19 protein-coding genes and 1 pseudogene are annotated in these 18189 nt (G+C 64.6%); 13 read left to right on the top strand and 7 right to left on the bottom strand.

Going from position 1 to position 18189, the window contains the following annotated elements; genetic code table 11:
• Positions 1 to 2: 2 nt before the first annotated feature.
• A complete protein-coding gene (locus KNN17_RS18250; RefSeq protein WP_241710325.1) occupies positions 3 to 1040 on the bottom strand; it encodes a glycosyltransferase family 4 protein in 1038 nt (345 codons plus the stop codon).
• Between the two features lie 111 nt (positions 1041 to 1151).
• On the opposite strand from KNN17_RS18250, the gene KNN17_RS18245 reads away from it, so the two are divergent.
• Positions 1152 to 1658 (top strand): hypothetical protein, encoded by a 507-nt coding sequence (locus KNN17_RS18245; RefSeq protein ID WP_241710324.1) that lies wholly within the window; start codon positions 1152 to 1154, stop codon positions 1656 to 1658.
• Between the two features lie 69 nt (positions 1659 to 1727).
• Here the strand turns inward: KNN17_RS18245 and KNN17_RS18240 are convergent, their stop codons facing one another.
• Positions 1728 to 2345, bottom strand: coding sequence for a hypothetical protein (locus tag KNN17_RS18240; RefSeq protein ID WP_241710323.1), 618 nt, complete (start codon positions 2343 to 2345; stop codon positions 1728 to 1730).
• 58 nt (positions 2346 to 2403) lie between these two features.
• Here KNN17_RS18240 and KNN17_RS18235 point away from each other — a divergent pair, with 58 nt between their 5' ends.
• From KNN17_RS18235 to KNN17_RS18185, 11 genes are all read left to right on the top strand, one after another.
• Positions 2404 to 3210, top strand: a complete 807-nt coding sequence (locus tag KNN17_RS18235) for a FadR/GntR family transcriptional regulator (RefSeq protein WP_241710322.1) — start codon at positions 2404 to 2406, stop codon at positions 3208 to 3210.
• A gap of 20 nt (positions 3211 to 3230) precedes the next feature.
• Positions 3231 to 4247, top strand: a complete 1017-nt coding sequence (locus tag KNN17_RS18230) for an asparaginase (protein WP_241710344.1) — start codon at positions 3231 to 3233, stop codon at positions 4245 to 4247.
• A gap of 35 nt (positions 4248 to 4282) precedes the next feature.
• A complete protein-coding gene (gene aspA, locus KNN17_RS18225; RefSeq protein ID WP_241710321.1) occupies positions 4283 to 5707 on the top strand; it encodes an aspartate ammonia-lyase in 1425 nt (474 codons plus the stop codon).
• A 124-nt stretch (positions 5708 to 5831) separates the two neighbouring features.
• The gene (locus tag KNN17_RS18220; protein WP_241710320.1) at positions 5832 to 7349 is read left to right on the top strand and encodes an amino acid permease; all 1518 of its coding nucleotides are present in this window, start codon (positions 5832 to 5834) and stop codon (positions 7347 to 7349) included.
• 194 nt (positions 7350 to 7543) lie between these two features.
• A complete protein-coding gene (locus tag KNN17_RS18215; RefSeq protein ID WP_241710319.1) occupies positions 7544 to 8413 on the top strand; it encodes a fumarylacetoacetate hydrolase family protein in 870 nt (289 codons plus the stop codon).
• An 86-nt stretch (positions 8414 to 8499) separates the two neighbouring features.
• A complete protein-coding gene (locus KNN17_RS18210; RefSeq protein WP_078107294.1) occupies positions 8500 to 9822 on the top strand; it encodes an ATP-binding protein in 1323 nt (440 codons plus the stop codon).
• An 80-nt stretch (positions 9823 to 9902) separates the two neighbouring features.
• Positions 9903 to 10562: a transmembrane-type terpene cyclase gene (locus KNN17_RS18205; protein WP_241710318.1), complete on the top strand. Its 660-nt coding sequence runs from the start codon at positions 9903 to 9905 to the stop codon at positions 10560 to 10562.
• A 276-nt stretch (positions 10563 to 10838) separates the two neighbouring features.
• Positions 10839 to 11072, top strand: coding sequence for a helix-turn-helix transcriptional regulator (locus tag KNN17_RS18200; protein ID WP_241710317.1), 234 nt, complete (start codon positions 10839 to 10841; stop codon positions 11070 to 11072).
• Positions 11069 to 12280 carry a type II toxin-antitoxin system HipA family toxin gene (locus KNN17_RS18195; protein ID WP_241710316.1) on the top strand — a complete coding sequence of 404 codons (1212 nt, stop codon included), beginning with the start codon at positions 11069 to 11071 and terminating at the stop codon, positions 12278 to 12280. Before KNN17_RS18200 ends, KNN17_RS18195 begins: the two co-directional genes overlap by 4 nt.
• Before the next feature lie 171 nt (positions 12281 to 12451).
• Positions 12452 to 12601: a lmo0937 family membrane protein gene (locus KNN17_RS18190; protein ID WP_139359636.1), complete on the top strand. Its 150-nt coding sequence runs from the start codon at positions 12452 to 12454 to the stop codon at positions 12599 to 12601.
• Positions 12602 to 12783: 182 nt separating this feature from the next.
• Positions 12784 to 13326, top strand: a complete 543-nt coding sequence (locus tag KNN17_RS18185; RefSeq protein WP_241710315.1) for a DUF1003 domain-containing protein — start codon at positions 12784 to 12786, stop codon at positions 13324 to 13326.
• Between the two features lie 27 nt (positions 13327 to 13353).
• On the opposite strand, the gene KNN17_RS18180 is transcribed toward KNN17_RS18185, so the two are convergent.
• The 4 genes from KNN17_RS18180 to gluQRS all read right to left on the bottom strand — a co-directional run bounded on the left by KNN17_RS18180 (position 13354) and on the right by gluQRS (position 17014).
• Positions 13354 to 13887: a phosphohydrolase gene (locus KNN17_RS18180; protein WP_241710314.1), complete on the bottom strand. Its 534-nt coding sequence runs from the start codon at positions 13885 to 13887 to the stop codon at positions 13354 to 13356.
• A gap of 8 nt (positions 13888 to 13895) precedes the next feature.
• Positions 13896 to 15023: a serine hydrolase domain-containing protein gene (locus KNN17_RS18175; RefSeq protein ID WP_241710313.1), complete on the bottom strand. Its 1128-nt coding sequence runs from the start codon at positions 15021 to 15023 to the stop codon at positions 13896 to 13898.
• A 68-nt stretch (positions 15024 to 15091) separates the two neighbouring features.
• Positions 15092 to 16105 (bottom strand): NADP-dependent oxidoreductase, encoded by a 1014-nt coding sequence (locus tag KNN17_RS18170; protein ID WP_241710312.1) that lies wholly within the window; start codon positions 16103 to 16105, stop codon positions 15092 to 15094.
• Positions 16106 to 17014 (bottom strand): tRNA glutamyl-Q(34) synthetase GluQRS, encoded by a 909-nt coding sequence (gene gluQRS / locus KNN17_RS18165; protein WP_241710311.1) that lies wholly within the window; start codon positions 17012 to 17014, stop codon positions 16106 to 16108.
• 521 nt (positions 17015 to 17535) lie between these two features.
• Here gluQRS and KNN17_RS18160 point away from each other — a divergent pair.
• The gene (locus KNN17_RS18160; protein WP_078107285.1) at positions 17536 to 17994 is read left to right on the top strand and encodes an Lrp/AsnC family transcriptional regulator; all 459 of its coding nucleotides are present in this window, start codon (positions 17536 to 17538) and stop codon (positions 17992 to 17994) included.
• Positions 17995 to 17996: 2 nt separating this feature from the next.
• On the opposite strand, the pseudogene KNN17_RS18155 reads toward KNN17_RS18160, so the two are convergent.
• Positions 17997 to 18189 (bottom strand): annotated as a pseudogene (locus tag KNN17_RS18155) (HNH endonuclease signature motif containing protein); the annotation flags it as partial.

The following is an 18189-nucleotide window of genomic DNA, read 5'->3' as shown; positions in this document are numbered from 1 at the left end:
CTTTAGGACGCCACGACGGCGCGGAGGACTTCCCGTGCCGTGTCTTCCCATCGCGGCAACACACTGCTCGCTGCCTCGGCTGCTGACTGCCAGCCCTCGCGTAGGGCAGCGTCGCTGAGCCATCTCCGCAGGAACTTCTCCAACGATCCGATTCCTGCGCTGAGATCGATCGCTTCACCGGCACCGTGGGCACCGAGCGCTTCGACGGCGCCGGTTCCTTTTCGGACCACTACCGGTATGCCGTGGGCCAGGGACTCTTGGACCACCATGCCGAAGGACTCCGAGTGTGAGATCAACAGACTAAGGTCAGCCCAGTTCCACTGGTCTTCCAGGGCCGGGCCGGAGAGCTCGCCTGTTGTTTTCACCCGTTTTTCCAGTCCATTCCGAAGGATGCGCTCCTGCACTGCCGCGGCGTACGAGGGGTCTGCTTTGGTGGAGCCAACAAGCGCCGCTGTCCACGCCAGGTCCTTGATCCGGGCCAGAGCGTCGACGAAGAAAATCTGGTCCTTATTGGGGAGCAGTGCGCCCACCATGATGAAGTGCGCTGCCGCCGCAGCGCCTCGCGGACCTGGGCGTGTTGGGCGATCTACCCCCGGGGTCGCCAGGTGCACGTCGCCCAACCCAAGGCTTCTGGCCGCTTCGGCGGTACGCGAGCCAGTGCAGAGAAGACCTGTCGCGGCGCGTAGCGCCCTCGTCCCAAGTGGGTCATCCGCGGACGGGGGCACGTGGAGCAACACCCAGACACGACGCCCGGCAGTGATTGCGGTCTCGATTTCCGTGGGAGCTCCCGAGGCAATCAGTCCGTCGACAATGTAGATAGCCTGTCCCTCTCCGGCAAGGGCGGCGGCAAAGCGGCTTCGGTCTCCGGCAGTTCCCGAAGGCCAGCCGCCGTCGAGCGTGCAGATCGAGACCTCTGCGCCCTGGGCGCGGAGGGCTTCAGCCAGCCTCGCGTTGTAGATGTTTCCCCCGGAACGATGTCGGACATTCGCGGGCAAAATCATGCGGATCTTGACCAAGGGCTGCTCCCCTCCATCGCTCACGTCGTTTGGCCTTTCTGTGCTCGGACCATGGTGCTGACCATATAGGCCGGGCGGCTGACGTGGAAGGCGAACCACATGTCCGGCACCGAGCATCGGCGGTAGATTGTGGGCATGGGACAGACTTCTTCAGACCGCCGGGATGTGCTCGCTGATTGGCTCTTGGGTGTCGCGGAATTCACGCACGCACACTGGTTCTTCGGCAACCTCTATGAGGCCGTCGTCAAAATCCCGGACCGGGTCGCGGCCTCGGCACCGAGCAGCGATCTCCCTCGAACCCCGTTTGGCTCTGGAAGCCCCGGGCGCTACTACGCGCCGATCGCGCCCCTCAGTGCCCCTGCCGCCGTCGCTGCCCTCGTCGCCGGCTGGAAGCATTCCGACAACAAGGCTTGGCTGATGGTGGGTGCGGCCAGCTCCGCAACGGGAGCCGCAGCTACGGCGTACCTGCTTCGGTCCGTCAACCCCAAGCTTTTCTTCAGCCCCTATCCGCTCGAAGAGACGCGCCGCAGGCCCCTGTTGAAGCGCTGGTACAGGGTCCACGCCCTCAGGCTCACGGCCAGCGCGGTTGCCTTGGCCGCCATCCACCATGCCCGGACGATCCGGCTCAGAAGCAACGGATAGGAATTCCGGATACACGTCCGTCGAAACTGGCGATGGCGTCGAAGTTCTTATCGCCGCTGGCAGGTACCACTATGGCCATTGAGGGAAGGTTTGGCGGTTCCTGATCCGGGATTCGCCGAACTCAACTCCCACCCGGCCAATCTCCCAAGGCCCGCGGCCCCTGTGCAATGGCTTGCCCACTGCCACATGGGGTACCCAGCGAGGCGAACGGAACCCAAGGGCAGGGGAGCTGAGGATGAAGTCGTCGATATTGTCGACAAGCAGTTCATCCAGTAGCCCGTGAAGGGCGTGCACGAGGGAGACCTGAAAGTCACGCACCGAGGCGGGCACCTCTATTTCCAGCCCGCACACTCCGCCGCTGCCGAGGACAATGAGCCTGCCGGCGGTCCCGGAGAAGCCGTCCAGCACCGGCAGAGCCTCAAGCCAAGCAACAGTCTTGAGCAAGGCTGACTCCGTGCTGGTGTTGCCTTTGGTCCAACCGGCCACGTCCCGGCAGAAGTCATCCAGGGCACCCAAGTGCAACAGCGTCATGTGCAATCCCCGCGGCCTGCGCAGGGCAAACACGTAGCGCGCCAACTCTTCATAGTCCGAAGGCCCCGCCCCGATACCGACCACCGGCACCTCCACCGTGATGGGCGGTGTTACCTGCGTCGTTGAATCCCCTCCCCCGCGCCGATGGTTGGCCATGGGAGTAATTATGCTCCCAACATTGACACCGCCCTGTGACCCGTGCCATATTCGTAGGGTGAACCTGTCAGACAGCCGGACAGCCGGACAGGCCGCCACTGGACAGCCAGCCGTCAGCCAGAAAGCTGCGGCTGGCCAGCGCACCGCCACAAGCGGCGCCGTCCCCCGGCCGGCCCAAGCGGCCAGGCTATCAAGCCCCCGGCCCCTCGCCCGCTTCAGTGCTGCGGAAGCCGTGTTCAGCGCCATCCGCCACGACATTGAAGACGGAACCGTGGAAGTGGGGGCCAAACTCAGCTCCGAAGCCACTCTGGCAGCGCACTATGGGGTAAGCCGCTCGGTGATCCGTGAGGCACTCCGCTCCTGCACTGCGCTCGGACTGACGGTCACCAAGACCGGCAAGGGTACGTTCGTCGTCGCGGACCGGGTAGCCAATGACCTCACGCTCGGTCAATACTCGGCACGCGACCTCAACGAGGCACGCCCGCATATCGAAGTCCCGGCAGCCGGCCTGGCGGCGAAACGCCGCAGCCAGGAAAAACTCGAACACCTCAAGGAAATCGTCGGTTCAATGGCCGCCGAGACCGACCCTGAGACCTGGGTCAGCCTCGACGCCAGTTTCCATTCTGCCATCGCCCGCGCAAGCGGCAACAAGGTTTTCGAAAGCGTTGTCGCAGACATCCGCGAAGCCCTGGCCCATCAATCCGAAACCTTGAACATGGTGGCCGACCGCCAGCATGCTTCAGACGATGAACACCTCCGCATCGTCGAGGCCATCGAATCCGGCGACGCTCCCGCCGCCGAAGCCGCCATGGCCGACCATCTCAGCGCCGTCAGCGTTGCGTTGGACACCATCCTCAGCAAATGATCCACCAACTGAAGGAAGTCATGCCCACCCCGCATGCAACGCACACCGCCATGCCCGCACCCACCCCTGCGGCAACCACCCCACGCCACGTTCCCTTGGCGGAGCAGACCCGAGACGGCCTGGTGGAGAGCATCCACTACGGCTCCCTGATCGCCGTCGGGCCGGACGGCGAAACGCTCCTCGAAGCGGGCGAGCCCGACGCCGCGTTCTACCCGCGGTCCTCCCTCAAGCCGCTGCAAGCGGTCGCCATGGTCCGCGCTGGACTCAAGCTTCCCGGGAACCTCCTCGCCCTCACCGCGGCAAGCCACTCCGGCGCCGCGATGCACCTCGACGGTGCCGCACGCATCCTCGAAATGCACGGCCTGGACAAAAGTGCCCTGGAAAACAGCACCGACCTCCCTTACGGCACCGCCGAGCGCGAGGAATGGCTCCGCGCGGGCGGCAAGCCCACCCAGCTCGCACAGAACTGTTCCGGGAAGCACGCTTCCATGGCCGCAACGTGCGTCATCAACGGTTGGCCTGTCCAGGGCTACCTTCATCCCGGGCATCCCCTCCAGGTGCTCGTCAAGGACACCATCACCGAACTCACCGGCGAAGACGCAGCGGCCATCAGCACAGACGGTTGCGGCACCCCGCTCTTTGCCCACAGCCTGCGCGGGATGGCCAGGGCCTACGGCCGTATGGCGGCTGCGGACAGCGCGGAGGCAGAAGGCCAGGTAGCCCATGCCATGCGCACCTTCCCCGAGATGGTGGCCGGCGAGGGTCGCGACGTCACAGCGATCATGCGTACGGTTCCCGGGTTGCTCGCCAAGGACGGCTTCGAAGGACTCCAGCTCATCGGCCTGCGGAACGGCACCGGGGTCGCAATCAAGATTTCCGACGGCGGCGACCGCGCACGAATGCCCGTCACCGTCCGGGTCCTTGAGGAACTAGGGCTCGACGGCGGCCAGCTCGCCGCCCTTGCCAGCCCACCAGTGTTGGGCGGCGGCCACCCTGTCGGCGTACTCCGTGCCGCAAACTTCCTCGCATCCAACTGACGCAGCCAAACAAGCGCAAAGACCAAAGGACAGCAATGACATCTGCCGTGCACTCCACGACAATTCCAGGGTTCCGCTCGGAACACGATCTGCTCGGTGACCGCGACGTCCCTGCCGATGCCTATTGGGGCGTGCACACGCTGCGCGCCATCGAGAACTTCCCCATCACCGGCCACCCTTTGGCCAGCAACGCCAACCTCGTCAAGGGCCTCGCCGCTGTCAAGCTCGCCGCGGCCCGCACCAACCGCGAGCTCGGCCTCCTGGATGACGAGCGGGCGGACGCCATCGAGCAGGCGTGCCAGGACATCCTGGACGGCAAGCTCCACGAGCAGTTCATGGTGGACGTGATCCAAGGCGGTGCCGGCACCAGCTCCAACATGAACGCCAACGAGGTCATTGCCAACCGCGCCCTTGAAATCCTCGGCCACCCCAAGGGCGATTACGCCAGGCTGCACCCGAACGACCACGTCAACTTGAGCCAGTCCACCAACGACGTCTACCCGACCGCCGTTAACCTGGCCACCATTTTCTCGGTCCAGGGACTTCTTGCGGCTCTTCAGGAACTCCAGGTCGCCTTCGCGGAGAAAGGCCAGGAATTCCGCGCCGTGGTCAAGATGGGCCGCACGCAGTTGCAGGACGCCGTCCCTATGACCCTCGGCCAGGAATTCGGCGGCTACGCCGTGACCGTGGGCGAGGACCGCGCTCGACTGGCCGAGTCCCAGCTGCTCATCCACGAGATCAACCTCGGCGCCACCGCCATCGGAACCGGCCTGAATGCCCCCGTCGGGTACGCCGCCGCAGCCTGCCGGCACCTGGCCGAGATCACGGGCCTGCCGCTCGTCACATCGGTCGACCTCATCGAGGCCACCCAGGACGTGGGAGCATTCGTTCACCTCTCCGGCGTGCTCAAGCGCGTCGCCGTCAAGCTTTCCAAGATTTGCAACGACCTCCGCTTGCTGTCCTCCGGACCGCGTGCGGGACTGGGCGAGATCAACCTCCCGGCTGTGCAGTCGGGATCGTCCATCATGCCAGGCAAGATCAATCCGGTGATCCCGGAAGTGGTCAGCCAAGTGGCCTATGAAGTCATCGGCAACGATGTCACGGTCACCATGGCAGCCGAGGCGGGACAGCTCCAGCTGAACGCCTTCGAGCCGATTATCGTCCACAGCCTCCACAAGAGCATCTCCCACCTGGAAGCCGCGTGCCGCACACTCACGTCGCGCTGCATCCGGGGCATCACCGCGAATACCGAACGCCTGCGCCTCACGGTAGAGCAGTCGATCGGACTCGTCACGGCACTCAATCCGCACATCGGCTACGCCTCCGCCACCGCCATCGCCCAAGAAGCGCTGGCAAGCGGCAAGGGCGTCGCCGAGCTCGTTCTCGAACACGGCTTGCTGACCTCGGAGCAGCTCGATGAGCTCCTCCGCCCCGAACGCCTGGCCAACCTCAGCAACTAGGCTGAGCAGGGCAGAACGTTCGACGACGGCGGCAGCCACGTGCCGCCGTCGGGCCTGAACGCACGGACAGACCGGCCGGACGGCGAGATCCGGACCCCCAACAGGACACCCCCTAAGGATTCCCATGACCAACGCACCCATCACGGACCACACGGTCCCATCACAGGCGCACTCCACTGAAAAGCTCCTCCACGCCGAGGACTCGGGCTATCACAAGAGCCTGAAGCCGCGTCAGATCCAGATGATCGCCATCGGCGGTGCCATCGGCACCGGCCTGTTCCTGGGTGCCGGAGGCCGCCTCAATGCGGCGGGCCCTTCCCTCGTCATCGCTTACGCAGTCTGCGGCTTCTTTGCCTTCCTGATCCTGCGCGCGCTCGGCGAACTCGTGCTGCACCGACCGTCGTCGGGCTCCTTCGTCTCCTACGCCCGCGAGTTCTACGGCGAGAAGGCCGCGTTTGTCTCCGGCTGGTTCTACTGGATCAACTGGGCAACCACCACCATCGTGGACACCACCGCGGCGGCCCTCTACATGAACTTCTTCGGCAAATATGTCCCTTGGATCGGCGTCGTTCCGCAGTGGGCCTGGGCACTGATCGCGCTTCTGGTGGTGCTTTGCCTGAATCTGGTCTCGGTCAAGGTCTTCGGCGAAATGGAGTTCTACTTCGCGCTCATCAAGGTGGCCGCGCTGGTTGCTTTCCTGTTGGTCGGCACCTTCTTCGTCATCTTCGGCACGCCGGTACCGGGCCAGGAAGTCGGCTTCAGCCTCCTCACAGACCATGGCGGGATCTTCCCCAACGGGATCCTGCCCATGATCATCCTCATGCAGGGTGTGCTGTTCGCCTACGCCTCGATTGAACTCGTGGGTACCGCAGCTGGTGAGACGGAGAACCCCGAGAAGATCATGCCCAAGGCCATCAACTCCGTGGTCTTCCGCATCGCCGTCTTCTACGTCGGTTCCGTTATCCTCTTGGCGCTGCTGCTGCCGTACACCTCGTACGTCAAGGGTGTCAGCCCGTTCGTGACCTTCTTCGGCCACATCGGCGTGCAGGGCGTGGACGTGATCATGAACCTTGTGGTCCTCACCGCTGCCCTGTCTTCCCTGAATGCCGGCCTGTACTCGACGGGCCGCATCCTGCGCTCCATGTCCGTTGCGGGTTCCGCTCCAAAGTTCGCCCAGCGCATGAACAAAGCCGGCGTCCCCTACGGCGGGATCGCGATCACGGCCGGCGTCTCCCTGCTCGGTGTCCCGCTGAACTACCTCGTACCGTCCGACGCGTTCGAGATCGTCCTCAACGTCGCCTCCGTGGGCATCATCGTCACGTGGGCCACGATCGTCCTGTGCCAGATTCAGCTCAAGCGCTGGGCGGACAAAGGCTGGCTGAAGCGTCCGTCCTTCCGGATGTTCGGCGCCCCTTACACCGGCTATCTTTCGTTGCTGTTCCTCGTGGGTGTGCTGGTGATGGTGTTCATCGACTCTCCGCTCACCATGCTGGTCACGGCCATCGCCTGTGCGCTCATTGTGGTTGGTTGGTACCTGTGCCGCAAGCAAATCCACGAGATTGCCGCAGCCCGGGACGGCTTCACCGGCAGCTCCCCCGTGATCGCCAACCTGCCGGTTGCCGGCTCAGAGGACAAGATCTAGTCCCCTTGGCGTTATTGCCCAACTGACTCGCATTTGTTGTCGTTTTGGGGCCTGATAACGACAACAAATGCGAGTTGGTTGGGTGCCTGAAGCTGTGCGGCGCTTCGTCACCTGATTCCCGCGAAATGTGACCAGGCCGATTTGAAGGCCGGTGGCACTATGGATGAAGGACACCCCGCAGCTCAAAGGAGAGAATGCACGTGAAATTTGCCCGTTTAGGACCGGCCGGCCACGAGCAGCCGGTGGTCATCGCCACAGATTCCGAAGGCCTGGAAAAGTTCTTCGACCTGCGCCCGCTGACTGCCGACATCGACGGCGCGTTCCTCGCCGGCGGCGGTATCGCCGCCACGCAGGATGCGCTCGACGCCGGAAGATTGCCCGCCGTTCACACCGAAGGCCTCCGAGTCGGCGCCCCGATTGCCCGGCCAGGCACCGTCGTCGGGATCGGGCTGAACTATGCCGCGCACGCGGCGGAGTCTGGAGCCACAACGCCGGAAGTGCCCGTCGTCTTCCTCAAACCTTCCAACACCGTCGCGGGACCATTCGACGCCGCCCCCATTCCGCCTTCGTCGGAAAAATACGACTGGGAAGTGGAACTCGGAATTGTCGTCGGACGGGAAGCCACCTATTTGGCAGACCTAGACGAGGCTGCAGCGTGCATCGCAGGCTACGTTCTGGCCAACGACCTGTCCGAGCGTGATCTGCAGCTCCCCGGCGCTGCCGGGCAATGGACCAAAGGCAAGACCCTCCCGCAATCCACTCCACTAGGGCCGTGGCTGGTTCCCGCCGACGAGATAGATGCAAGCGCACTACGGCTACGCACCTGGGTGAATGGCGAGGCTCGCCAAGACTCCTCCACCGCGGACCTGATTTTCGATCCCGCCACGCTTGTCCACCACTTGAGCCAGCACATGGTGCTGGAGCCCGGAGACGTCATTATTACGGGTACGCCCGAAGGTGTCGCTTTGTCCGGCCGCTTCCCGTATATCCAGACGGGGGACGTTGTAGAGATTGAAATAGAAGGACTCGGCCGCCAGCGCAAAGAGTTCCATCCAGCCACGTAACGCAACGCCCGCGCAACCCCTCTCCACCACCGGTTCGCCTATGCTCAACACCAGGCAATCGATGGCGATCCACCAAGGAGCAGGGCATGAGCAATTGGCGCATCAGGGACTTCCACTCGTCTGACATGGACGGCATCCTGCACCTGTGGGAGTCGCTCAAAGCGGACAACGTGGACCCTGTCTATGCACTCTCCGAGGTCCTCGCGTCGTGCGAGAAGGACCACGCCGTGGTGGCGGTGCAGGGCGAGCAGGTGGTGGGTGCCGCCGTCGGACGTGCGGCCCACGACCAGGGCTGGATCGTTTTCCTGGCCACGCTGCCCGAGTTCCGCGGCCGCGGGATCGGCACCTCGCTGCTGGCCGCCGTCGAGAACCGGATGACCCCGCACGGGCTCAACAAGCTCTCGGCGCTCATGCCCGAGTCCGAAACCCGTGTCGAGGCGTTCCTGGGCCGCGGCTTCCTGCTCAAGCAAAACCTGCACTATTTTGAACGGACCATCCCGGTCCAGCGCCAGGAACTCGAACCGTTGAGCCAACTCGGCGGCCGCATCCTGGCCCGGGACCTGTGGGAAAACGTCGCCGGCATGCGCCGCGAAAAGGAACTCCTTGAACGCCGCCTGGTCCTGCCCCTGGCCGAAGCCGACCTCGCCGATCAATACGGTGTGGTGCCGCCGCGCGCCGTCGTGCTCTTCGGCCCGCCGGGAACGGGCAAGACGACGTTCGCGAAGGCCATCGCGTCCCGGCTCGAGTGGCCCTTCGTGGAGGTCTTCCCCTCCCGTCTGGCCTCCGATCCCAAGGGACTGGCCGGTGCGCTGCGCGAGACGTTCCTGGAAATCGCCGAACTGGAGCACGCGGTCGTCTTCATCGACGAGGTCGAGGAGATCGCGTCCCAGCGCTCCGGCGAGCCGCCGTCCCCGCTGCAGGGCGTCACCAACGAACTCCTCAAGATCATCCCCGCCTTCCGCGAACAGCCCGGCCGGCTGCTGGTGTGCGCGACGAACTTCATTCGCGCCCTGGACACCGCCTTCCTGCGCCACGGCCGCTTCGACTACGTCATCCCCATCGGCCTGCCCGACGTCCACGCCCGCGAGGCCATGTGGCAGCGCTTCATCCCCGCCAGCGTGGTGGACTCCGTGGACGTGGCGCTGCTGGTGTCACGGACGGAGGGTTTCTCCCCCGCGGACATTGAGTACGCGGCACGCAGCGCCTCCCAGCGCGCGTTGGAAAAGGCCGTCTACACAGCCGGCGCTCCCGGCGCGTCACCTACCGAAGGCGCCGCACCGGCGTCGAACGCCCGCAAGGGGCCGGTCACCCAGGACTACCTCGACGCCATCGCCGACACCCGCACCACCGTCAGCGACGAAGTCCACCAAGACTTCCTCGAGGACATCGACGCACTGGGCCGGGTTTAAAACAACGCGGGGTCACTTACGGCCCATGTCGGGGCCCCGGATGGGCGCTAAGTGACCCCGCGTTGGAAGAAGGAGGAACCGTGAACCTGTTTCTGACCATCCTGAGCGGCGTCGCCTGGACGACGGTCTACATTTGCGCGATCCGGATCGGGTTCCGCGACAGGACGTACGCCATCCCGGCAGCGGCACTGGGCCTGAACTTCGCGTGGGAGGTCATCTACTCCGTGCATTCACTCAGCACGAGACTCTCCGTGCAGGGCGTCATCAACATTGCCTGGGCATTGGCCGACATCGCGATTGTGTACACATTCTTCGCGTTTGGCCGGCGGGAGCTTCCCGGATTTGTCACACGGCCTCTGTTCATCGGATGGGCGGTTCTGCTGGGCCTGGCGTCGTTCACCGTGCAGTGGCTTTTCATCGCCGAGTTCGATTGGGATCCGGCCTCCCGGTACGCGGCTTTCCTGCAGAACCTCCTGATGTCCGGGCTTTTCATCGCCATGTTCGCGGCCCGGCGCGGCGTGCGGGGCCAATCCATGGTGATCGCAGTGGCGAAATGGATCGGGACCCTGGCGCCCACCATCACCTTCGGGGTGCTTGAGAATTCACTGTTCATCCTGGGCGTTGGCGGCCTGTGCAGCATTTTCGACCTGACCTACATCGGGCTGCTGTTGTGGGCCAAAAGGAACCCGGGAGCCCTCACCAGGACCCGGGACCCAGGGGGCCTCCCGGCGGTACCCTGAACCATGTCCATGTATCCATTGCGCCATGCATTGTCGCGCATGGGCGGGCGCGATCCCCTGGAGCTGAATCGCACCGCCACGCGCCGCACGTCGGGAAGCGGCGCTCGAAAAGCTGAGGGCACACCCGGCCGCTTGGAAAGAGACCGGCACGAACGTGCCGATTCCCGGCGGCGAACCCTTGATTCACCTCCCAGGTAGGCGGAAAATGGTGAAACCGGCACGAACGTGCCGGAGACGCACAACGCGCATGCCCGCAAAAGACCCTGAAGGATGGACATGTCCCCCAAGGAATTCACCGAGTCCCTGGGCACCACGGTCCGTGCCCGCCGCGGTTCCCTCAGCCTGAGCCAGTCCGACCTCGCGGACCTCGCAGGAGTCTCGGAACGATTCATCCGCTTTGTGGAGCAGGGGAAGACCACCGTCCAATTGGAACCACTCCTCGCGGTCCTCGGCACGCTAGGCCTTGAGCTCACGGTGCAAGCCGCGGGCAAGCAATCCAAGCTGTCATGACCTTCCACCGCATCGCCGACGTCTACAAGCAGGGCGTCCTGGCCGCGCGCATCGAGCGGCATGAAGGCGGCACCAAGTTCAGCTACTTGCCGCGGTACCTCGACTCGGGCGGGCCGGCTGTCGCCACGACGCTCCCGCTGACGAAAGAAGCAGTGTTCACACCGAGCGGCGCGGTTCCGCCCTACTTCACGGGCCTCCTCCCGGAAGGCCGCCGCCTGAATTCCCTGCGCCGCGCGGTCAAGGCCAGCGCCGACGACGAGCTCGCGCTCCTCATGGGCGCGGGCGGCGATGCGGTGGGAGATGTCCAGACCGTCCCCCACGGTGAGCCGCCCACGGAGGGAGGCTCCGCCGTCGTCCTCGATTCGAAGCTGCCGCTCGACTTCGATGCGCTGCTGGGCGATTCGGGACTGATCGATCCCGTGGCTCTGGCGGGTGTGCAGGACAAGTTGTCGGCCGGGATGATCTCACTCCCGGTGGCGCAAGCGGGCAAGCGCTTCATCCTCAAACTCAATGCGCCGGAGTTCCCGTTTGTCGTGGAAAACGAGTTCCTCATGTTCCGTTATGCGCGCAAGCTGCGGATCCCGGTGAGCAGCGTGCAATTGGTGCACGACGTCGGTGGGCGGGCCGGGCTTCTCGTGGAGCGTTTCGATCGCCTCACCGGAGCCGACGGCGCCGCGGTACGTCTCGCCGTCGAGGACGGGGCCCAAGTGCTGGGACTCTATCCCGCGGACAAGTACAGCGTTCCGTTCGGCGAGGTTTGCGCGGCGTTGGCGGCCCACTGTTCCGCGCCCCTTCCGGCCTTGCGGAACCTGGCTATCCAGCTCGCGTTCGCCTGGCTCAGCGGCAACGGCGACCTCCACGCGAAGAACGTGTCGATGGTGCAGTCGCAGGCAGGGGTGCAGTCGCCGCAGGGCGAGTACACCATCGCGCCGGTTTACGACATCCCCTCCACAGTGGTCTACGGGGACAAGACCCTCGCGCTGGGAATCGGCGGCAAGAAGAGCGGAATCTCCCGGAAGCACTTCCTTGCCTGGGCCGGGAAGCTCGGGCTGACCGAGCGCGCGGCGGAGGGGGTTCTGGAACTCGCACTCAAGGCTTCGGGGCCGCTCATCGCAGAGCTCGATGCCGGCACCTTGCCATTCGGGCCGGTGCAGACGAGGGACTGGGTCAAGGAGCTCAAGCATCGGCGAAGGTTGATGAGCGGGTAGTTTTCCCTGCTTCGGGCTCCCAAACCGGAACCCTGCTATCGCTTATTGCTTACCCGTTAACAGGGACCCGATCCTGACATAAGGTGAGGGCACCACGCGGTATCTGCGCAGGTCGCAGAGCTGTGGGGCGCAGAATCAGCAGTTCCATTTGTACACAAAAGGGAGACTCTTATGTTGCTTTGGATAGCCATCATTATCGCGGTCCTCTGGCTTCTCGGCTTTATCGGCAACATCGGCGGCGGGTTCATTCACCTGCTCTTGGTTATTGCCGTGATCGTCCTGATCTTCCACTTCCTTCGTGGAAGATCATCCCGCGTATAAGCACGAACCGCCTTCCACCACGCGGGCGCCGGGACAGGGCACCCCTTGCCCCGGCACTACCCTGCCCTGCCCCGACTCGGCTCATCTTGCACGAGCGTTGGATCCTAGGTTCGCGCGCATGGCAACGCTAGGCTCGCTCTCAGAGGCGAGATGGGCTCGCCGCGACCCAAGGGATTGAACGTATGGCACAGCAGGCCGGACAGCAATCGACACCCACCAAAGGCGCTCTTCCGCATCCGCGCTCCTATCTGAGACCCACACGATTGCTCTCTCAAAGCGAGCGGGAAAAGCTTCACCCATCGGTCCTGGCAGAGGCCGAGCGCCGGGCGGCAAGCATTCAGCTTCGAGTAGCGGATGCAATCACGGCCTTCGCCGGATCGATGAACTTCGTCTACCTGCATATATTGCTCTTCGCTGTGTGGATGCTCGTGTTCGAGCAGAGTCCGTGGCCGACGTTGACGCTGATCGTCTCGCTCGAAGCGATCTTCCTCTCGACCTTCGTCATGATCGGACAGAACCGCCAAGCGGCCTTCCAGCAGGTGAAGGCGGACCATGACTACAACGCCCAGGAGCACCTGCTCGAGGAGAACACCGACCTGACCCGTGCGATCCACGAGCTCACCGCCGAGATCCACCAGCGGGTCCTGGCGGAAGTCACGGCATCCATTACCCGGAAGGCTGCTGCCGCCACCAACCCGGGTCTGGATGACCCGGCCAAACCGTAGGCCGGCGGGACCTGCCGGGCCGAACTGCTAGTCCGCCAGCCGGTCCATCTCGGAGAGCAGATCCGGGTTGATGCGCTGCAGGACCAAGTGGATTTCGCCCCGTGGGACCGCCTTGTAGAGCACTTGCCGGGCGTCTGCGTAGCGCGTGGTGGGCGCCTTGTCCGGCCATTTCTCGGCGAGCGCCCGCACCCGCTCCGGCACGGAGTTGTGGGCGTTGCATGCGATCTTGACGAGGGTGGCGTCATGGTCCTGCGCGATGTGCAGCATGACGGCTTCGTCGTTGTCAGAGTCGTCCTGGAAACGGCGCGTTACGCGTTCGATGATGGCCACGGCACGCTCTGAAACACCCATGTCGAGCAACGCCTGCTTGGTAATGGGCGTGTCCTTGGCGATGTCGTGCAGGTAGCCTGCGATCCGGATGTCGTCATCGAAATCGGCGAGCGCATCCCCTACTGCGAGCACGTGCTCGCGATAGGGCCGCTTCAGCTTGTCCTTCTGGCGATTGTGCGCCACTTCGGCAAGGACCATGGCTGTTTCAACGGTGAATCTCGGTTCGGTCATGCTTCATCCTACTGAGCCAGTTCGGTGACCGCTTTCCGCACGGCGGCGCTCAGTTCGAGGTTGCGGCATCCGGCTCCCCCTGGCTCGGCCTGCTGCGGCACGTATCCGAAGGCGAGTTCGTACACAGGGTCGGCGAACCCCAAAGAGGCGCTGGCGCCGTCGTGCCCGAACGCCCGGTAGCTGCCGTACGGCGAGCGGGCATGCGATTTCATGAACACGGTGCCAAAGCAGCTGGTCTCGCCGAAAACGCGGTCGACGCCGAAGACCTGCTCGGCCGAGACGGCCTGGATGGTCCCCTCGCTGAGGAGGGGCGCGACGGCGGGTCGGTCGCCGTCGGCGGCCAGTCCCGTGAGTGCCGCAGCGTAAACGCGGGCCATGCCTTCGGCGCTGGCGACCCCGGCGGCGGAACTCAGGCCGGCTGCGCGGACCTCGCGGATGTTGGGCAGGTCGAGGATCTCCCCGACCGATGAGTTTACCGAAAGGCCAAGGTGGCTGGCGGGATCAATCCACGGCTGGGAGGGGTCTGTGGCCCAACGAAGGGTGGCGTAGCGGCGCTCCTCGGACTCCGGAAGTCCCAGGAAGAAATGGGCGCCGGTGACTGAGCGGATCCGCTGTTCGTAGATTTCCTGGAGGGTGGACCCTGTGATCCTGCGGCAGAGCTCCTCCATGAAGACACCGATGGTCAGGGCGTGGTACCCGAAGGCTGTCCCGGGCTTCCACAGCGGCCGCATTTGAGCGAGTTTGGCGGCGGCCAGCTCCGAGTTGTTGTATTCCGCGAGGGCGAGTCCGCCTTCGACTCCCAGAAGTCCGGCCTGGTGGGAGAGCAGCTGGGCCACGGTAATCGCGGCCTTTCCTTCGGCGCCGAATTCCGGCCAGTACTTGACCACCTCGGCGTCGAGGTCCAGGAAGCCGTCCTGGACCAGCAGCGCGATGACCAGCCCGGCTACTCCCTTCGAGCATGAGAAGACACCGGTGACGGAATCCGGTCGGCGGTGCGGGCCGCCGCTGATGTCCAACACCTTGACGCCGCGGTGGTAGGCCGCGAGCTGGGCTGAATATTCCGGGTCCTCGTTGAGGAAACGGCCAAAGAGTTCGGCTACCGGTTCGAATCCAGGGGCAATCGTCTGTGCATCCACCCGGACAGCCTAATCCCTTCTGCCCCCTAACCTCGCTACGTTCGGCCAGGGAACCCGGCAGAGTGGGCCTAGCCGCGAGTGTCCATGGTCACCACGATCTTGCCCTTGGCGCGTCCCTGCTCCAGGGTGGCGAAAGCATCGGCGATCTTTTCGAGCGGATAGCTGCTGTCCACCACTGGTTGCAGTTTCCCCTCGGAAACAAGGCGTGCCAAGAACTTCAGGTCCTCGCCGCTGGGGTGCATGAAAAGGTAGCGGTACCGGACGTTGGCCTCACGGGCACGCCTCCGGATTCCGAGGCTGACCGCCCAGAACAACACGGTCATCCAGGCCGGGGCCGCAAGGTCCTTCAATGCCGTCTGCGGTTCGGGCATCCCGGCGATGCTGACCACTTTCGCGCCCGGCTTGAGGATCTTGAACGTCTGGTCCAGCGTCTCGCCACCCACGAGGTCCAGCGCAGCGTCGAAGCCACTGAGCACTTCGCCCAGGTTTTCCTTCGTGTAGTCGACGACGGCGTCCGCCCCGAGCCGCCGTACCAACGCTTCTCCACGCGGGGACGCAGTGGTGGTCACCTCGGCACCAAAGTATTTGGCCAGCTGGATGGCAAGGGTTCCGACTCCGCCCGCGCCTCCGGAGATGAACAGCTTGGTCCCGGGCTTGACCTTGAGCTCGTCGCGCAATGCCTGCAACGCGGTGAGGCCGGCCAAGGGAAGGCTCGCGGCCTCCGTGTAGCTGAGCGACCGGGGCATGAGCGCCACAAGATCCTCGTGGACTGCAGCGTGCTCGGCAAAGGCTCCCAGCAGGGTCTTGTCCACGCGCGCAAACACCCGGTCTCCCGTGGAAAAGCGGGTGACGCCCGGTCCCACGGCTTCCACGATCCCGGCCAGTTCGCTTCCGGCCACCAAAGGCAGCCTGGGCCTGGTGATCACCCGGACTGCACCTTCGCGCTGTTTGTAGTCCACGGGGTTGAGCCCGGCGGCAAATACCCTGACCAGGACCTCTCCCGGACCGGCAATCGGCCTGGGGACGTCCTGCAGCTCCATTGCGTCGGCACCGCCGTAGCGGGTCAGCACATAGGCGAGCACTTAGGCCCCTTTCCGGAGGGTTGATTGCTGAATGCCATTCCATATCCATGGCCCGCCTGGCAATCGGGCCGGATCAAATCTACCCAAGGCCTCACCAAGGGGCCCTCCCGGCAAGCCGAGCGATTCCAGGATCATGTCCCGCACCTCCCCGGCAGGCAGCCCGACGGCGGCGAGCTCGCCGAGCGTCACCGCACCGTCGCGCTTGGCCAGCCGGGCGCCGTCGCGATTCAGTACCAGGGGGACATGGGCATATTCCGGAACGGGTACGCCCAACAAGGAGGCCAAATAGGCCTGGCGGGGTGTGGAGGACAGGAGGTCATCCCCGCGGACCACTTGGTCCACGCCTTGCTCCGCGTCATCCACCACCACGGCCAGATTGTAGGCAGTGACGCCGTCATTCCGCCGGAGCACAAAGTCGTCCACGACGCCTGTGTAGGATCCGTGCAGCTTGTCTTCCACAGTCCATTCATGCGTTTCGGAGCGGAGCCGGATGGCGGCCGGGCGGGAGGCCCGCCGGATCTCGAGCTCCGCCGTCGAAAGGTTCCTACACGTGCCAGGGTAGGCGCCTTGCGGTGCGTGCGGGGCGGACGGCGCATCCTGGATTTCGCGCCGCGTGCAGAAGCACTCATACGTTAGTCCGGCGTCAGCGAGCTGCTCGATCGCGTCGTTGTAAAGCCCGGCCCGGTCCGTCTGGCGAACGACGGCACCGTCCCACGTCACGCCGATTGCTTCAAGATCCCGGAGCTGGACTTCCTCGGCACCTGCCCGTGCGCGGTCGAGGTCTTCGACGCGCAGCAGGAAGCTCCGGCCCGTGGAACGCGCGAAGAGCCACGCGAGCATGGCGGTGCGCAGATTGCCCACGTGGAGCTCGCCGGAGGGGCTCGGAGCGAAGCGGCCAGTGGAAGTCATGGCACAAGACTATGCGTCGCCGGGCATGCCTGCAGGATTCCGGCGAGGGTGCGGGAGACTGGGAGAATTGCGTACCGTTAGTTGCCCAAGAGAGGACCCCCGTTCAACCCGGTCAGCACAAGAGCCCCTCAGCTACCGCAACGCGTTCGGTGGCTCAGGGGCTCTTATGGTGGTGCCGGCGCTCGGCCGACGGGGTGCGGAAAGACGATGTGTGAACAAGAGTCAATCAGCGGCTGCGTCTTTGCGGGACGGTGTTTCGGGTGGCCGGTTGGTGTACCGGAGGATCCGTAGCCTGTGGGGGTCCGGCGGTAGCCTTTCCCTTCGTTGCCACTATTTCAACAGCAACGCTACAGCTGGCGCAACGGACTCAATCACCACTGGTCAATCTGACCATTTTCTTGACAATAGATGGACAGGAGATGATCACTTTGCCGGAGTTGGTTCGGCGGGTGCGGGAGAATAGCTTCGGCTGGACATTCTGACCAACCGAACTCCCGGCAACCAGGCAGAAAGCGGCAGCGATGCAGGAACTGGATTCAACGGACAAGCGGATCCTTGCCGCGCTCGACGACGACCCCCGGGTGCCGATCATGGTCCTCGCCCAGCGCTTGGGCTTGGCGCGCGGGACCGTCCAGTCGCGCCTGGAGCGCATGTCGGCGTCGGGCGCTTTACGTCCGAACAGCAGCCGGGTGCTGCCCTCGGCGCTGGGCCGCGGCGTTGCGGCGGCGGTGAGTGCAGAGTTGGATCAGAGCCGGCTGAACGAGGCGATCGCTGCCCTCCGCGACATCCCCGAGGTGCTTGAATGCCATGCGCCAGCAGGGGACACCGACCTCATCATCCGCGTGGTCGCCACGAGCCCCGACGATCTATACCGGGTCTCCGAAGAGATCAGGCTGTGCCCCGGAATCGTGCGCACGTCCACCAGCATGTTCCTGCGCGAGGTGATTCCATACCGCACGACGGGACTGCTGGGTGCGTGAGCTCATATTTGGAAGTAGTGGTTTCTTCGGGGTTTCCGCTGCGGGTCGGTGTGGGGTGGCGGGATGAACCAGGGGATGCCGTTGCGGACCTGGATGTGCCAGTCTTCCTTGTGGATCAGATGGTGGTGATGGCCGCAGAGCAAGGTCCCGTCCGCGGTGCTCGTGACTCCGCCGCGGGACCAGTACTCGATGTGG

This window comes from Arthrobacter bambusae (assembly GCF_022606295.1).
Taxonomy (GTDB): domain Bacteria; phylum Actinomycetota; class Actinomycetes; order Actinomycetales; family Micrococcaceae; genus Arthrobacter; species Arthrobacter bambusae_A.
This window is presented reverse-complemented; position numbering and strand designations above follow the sequence as displayed.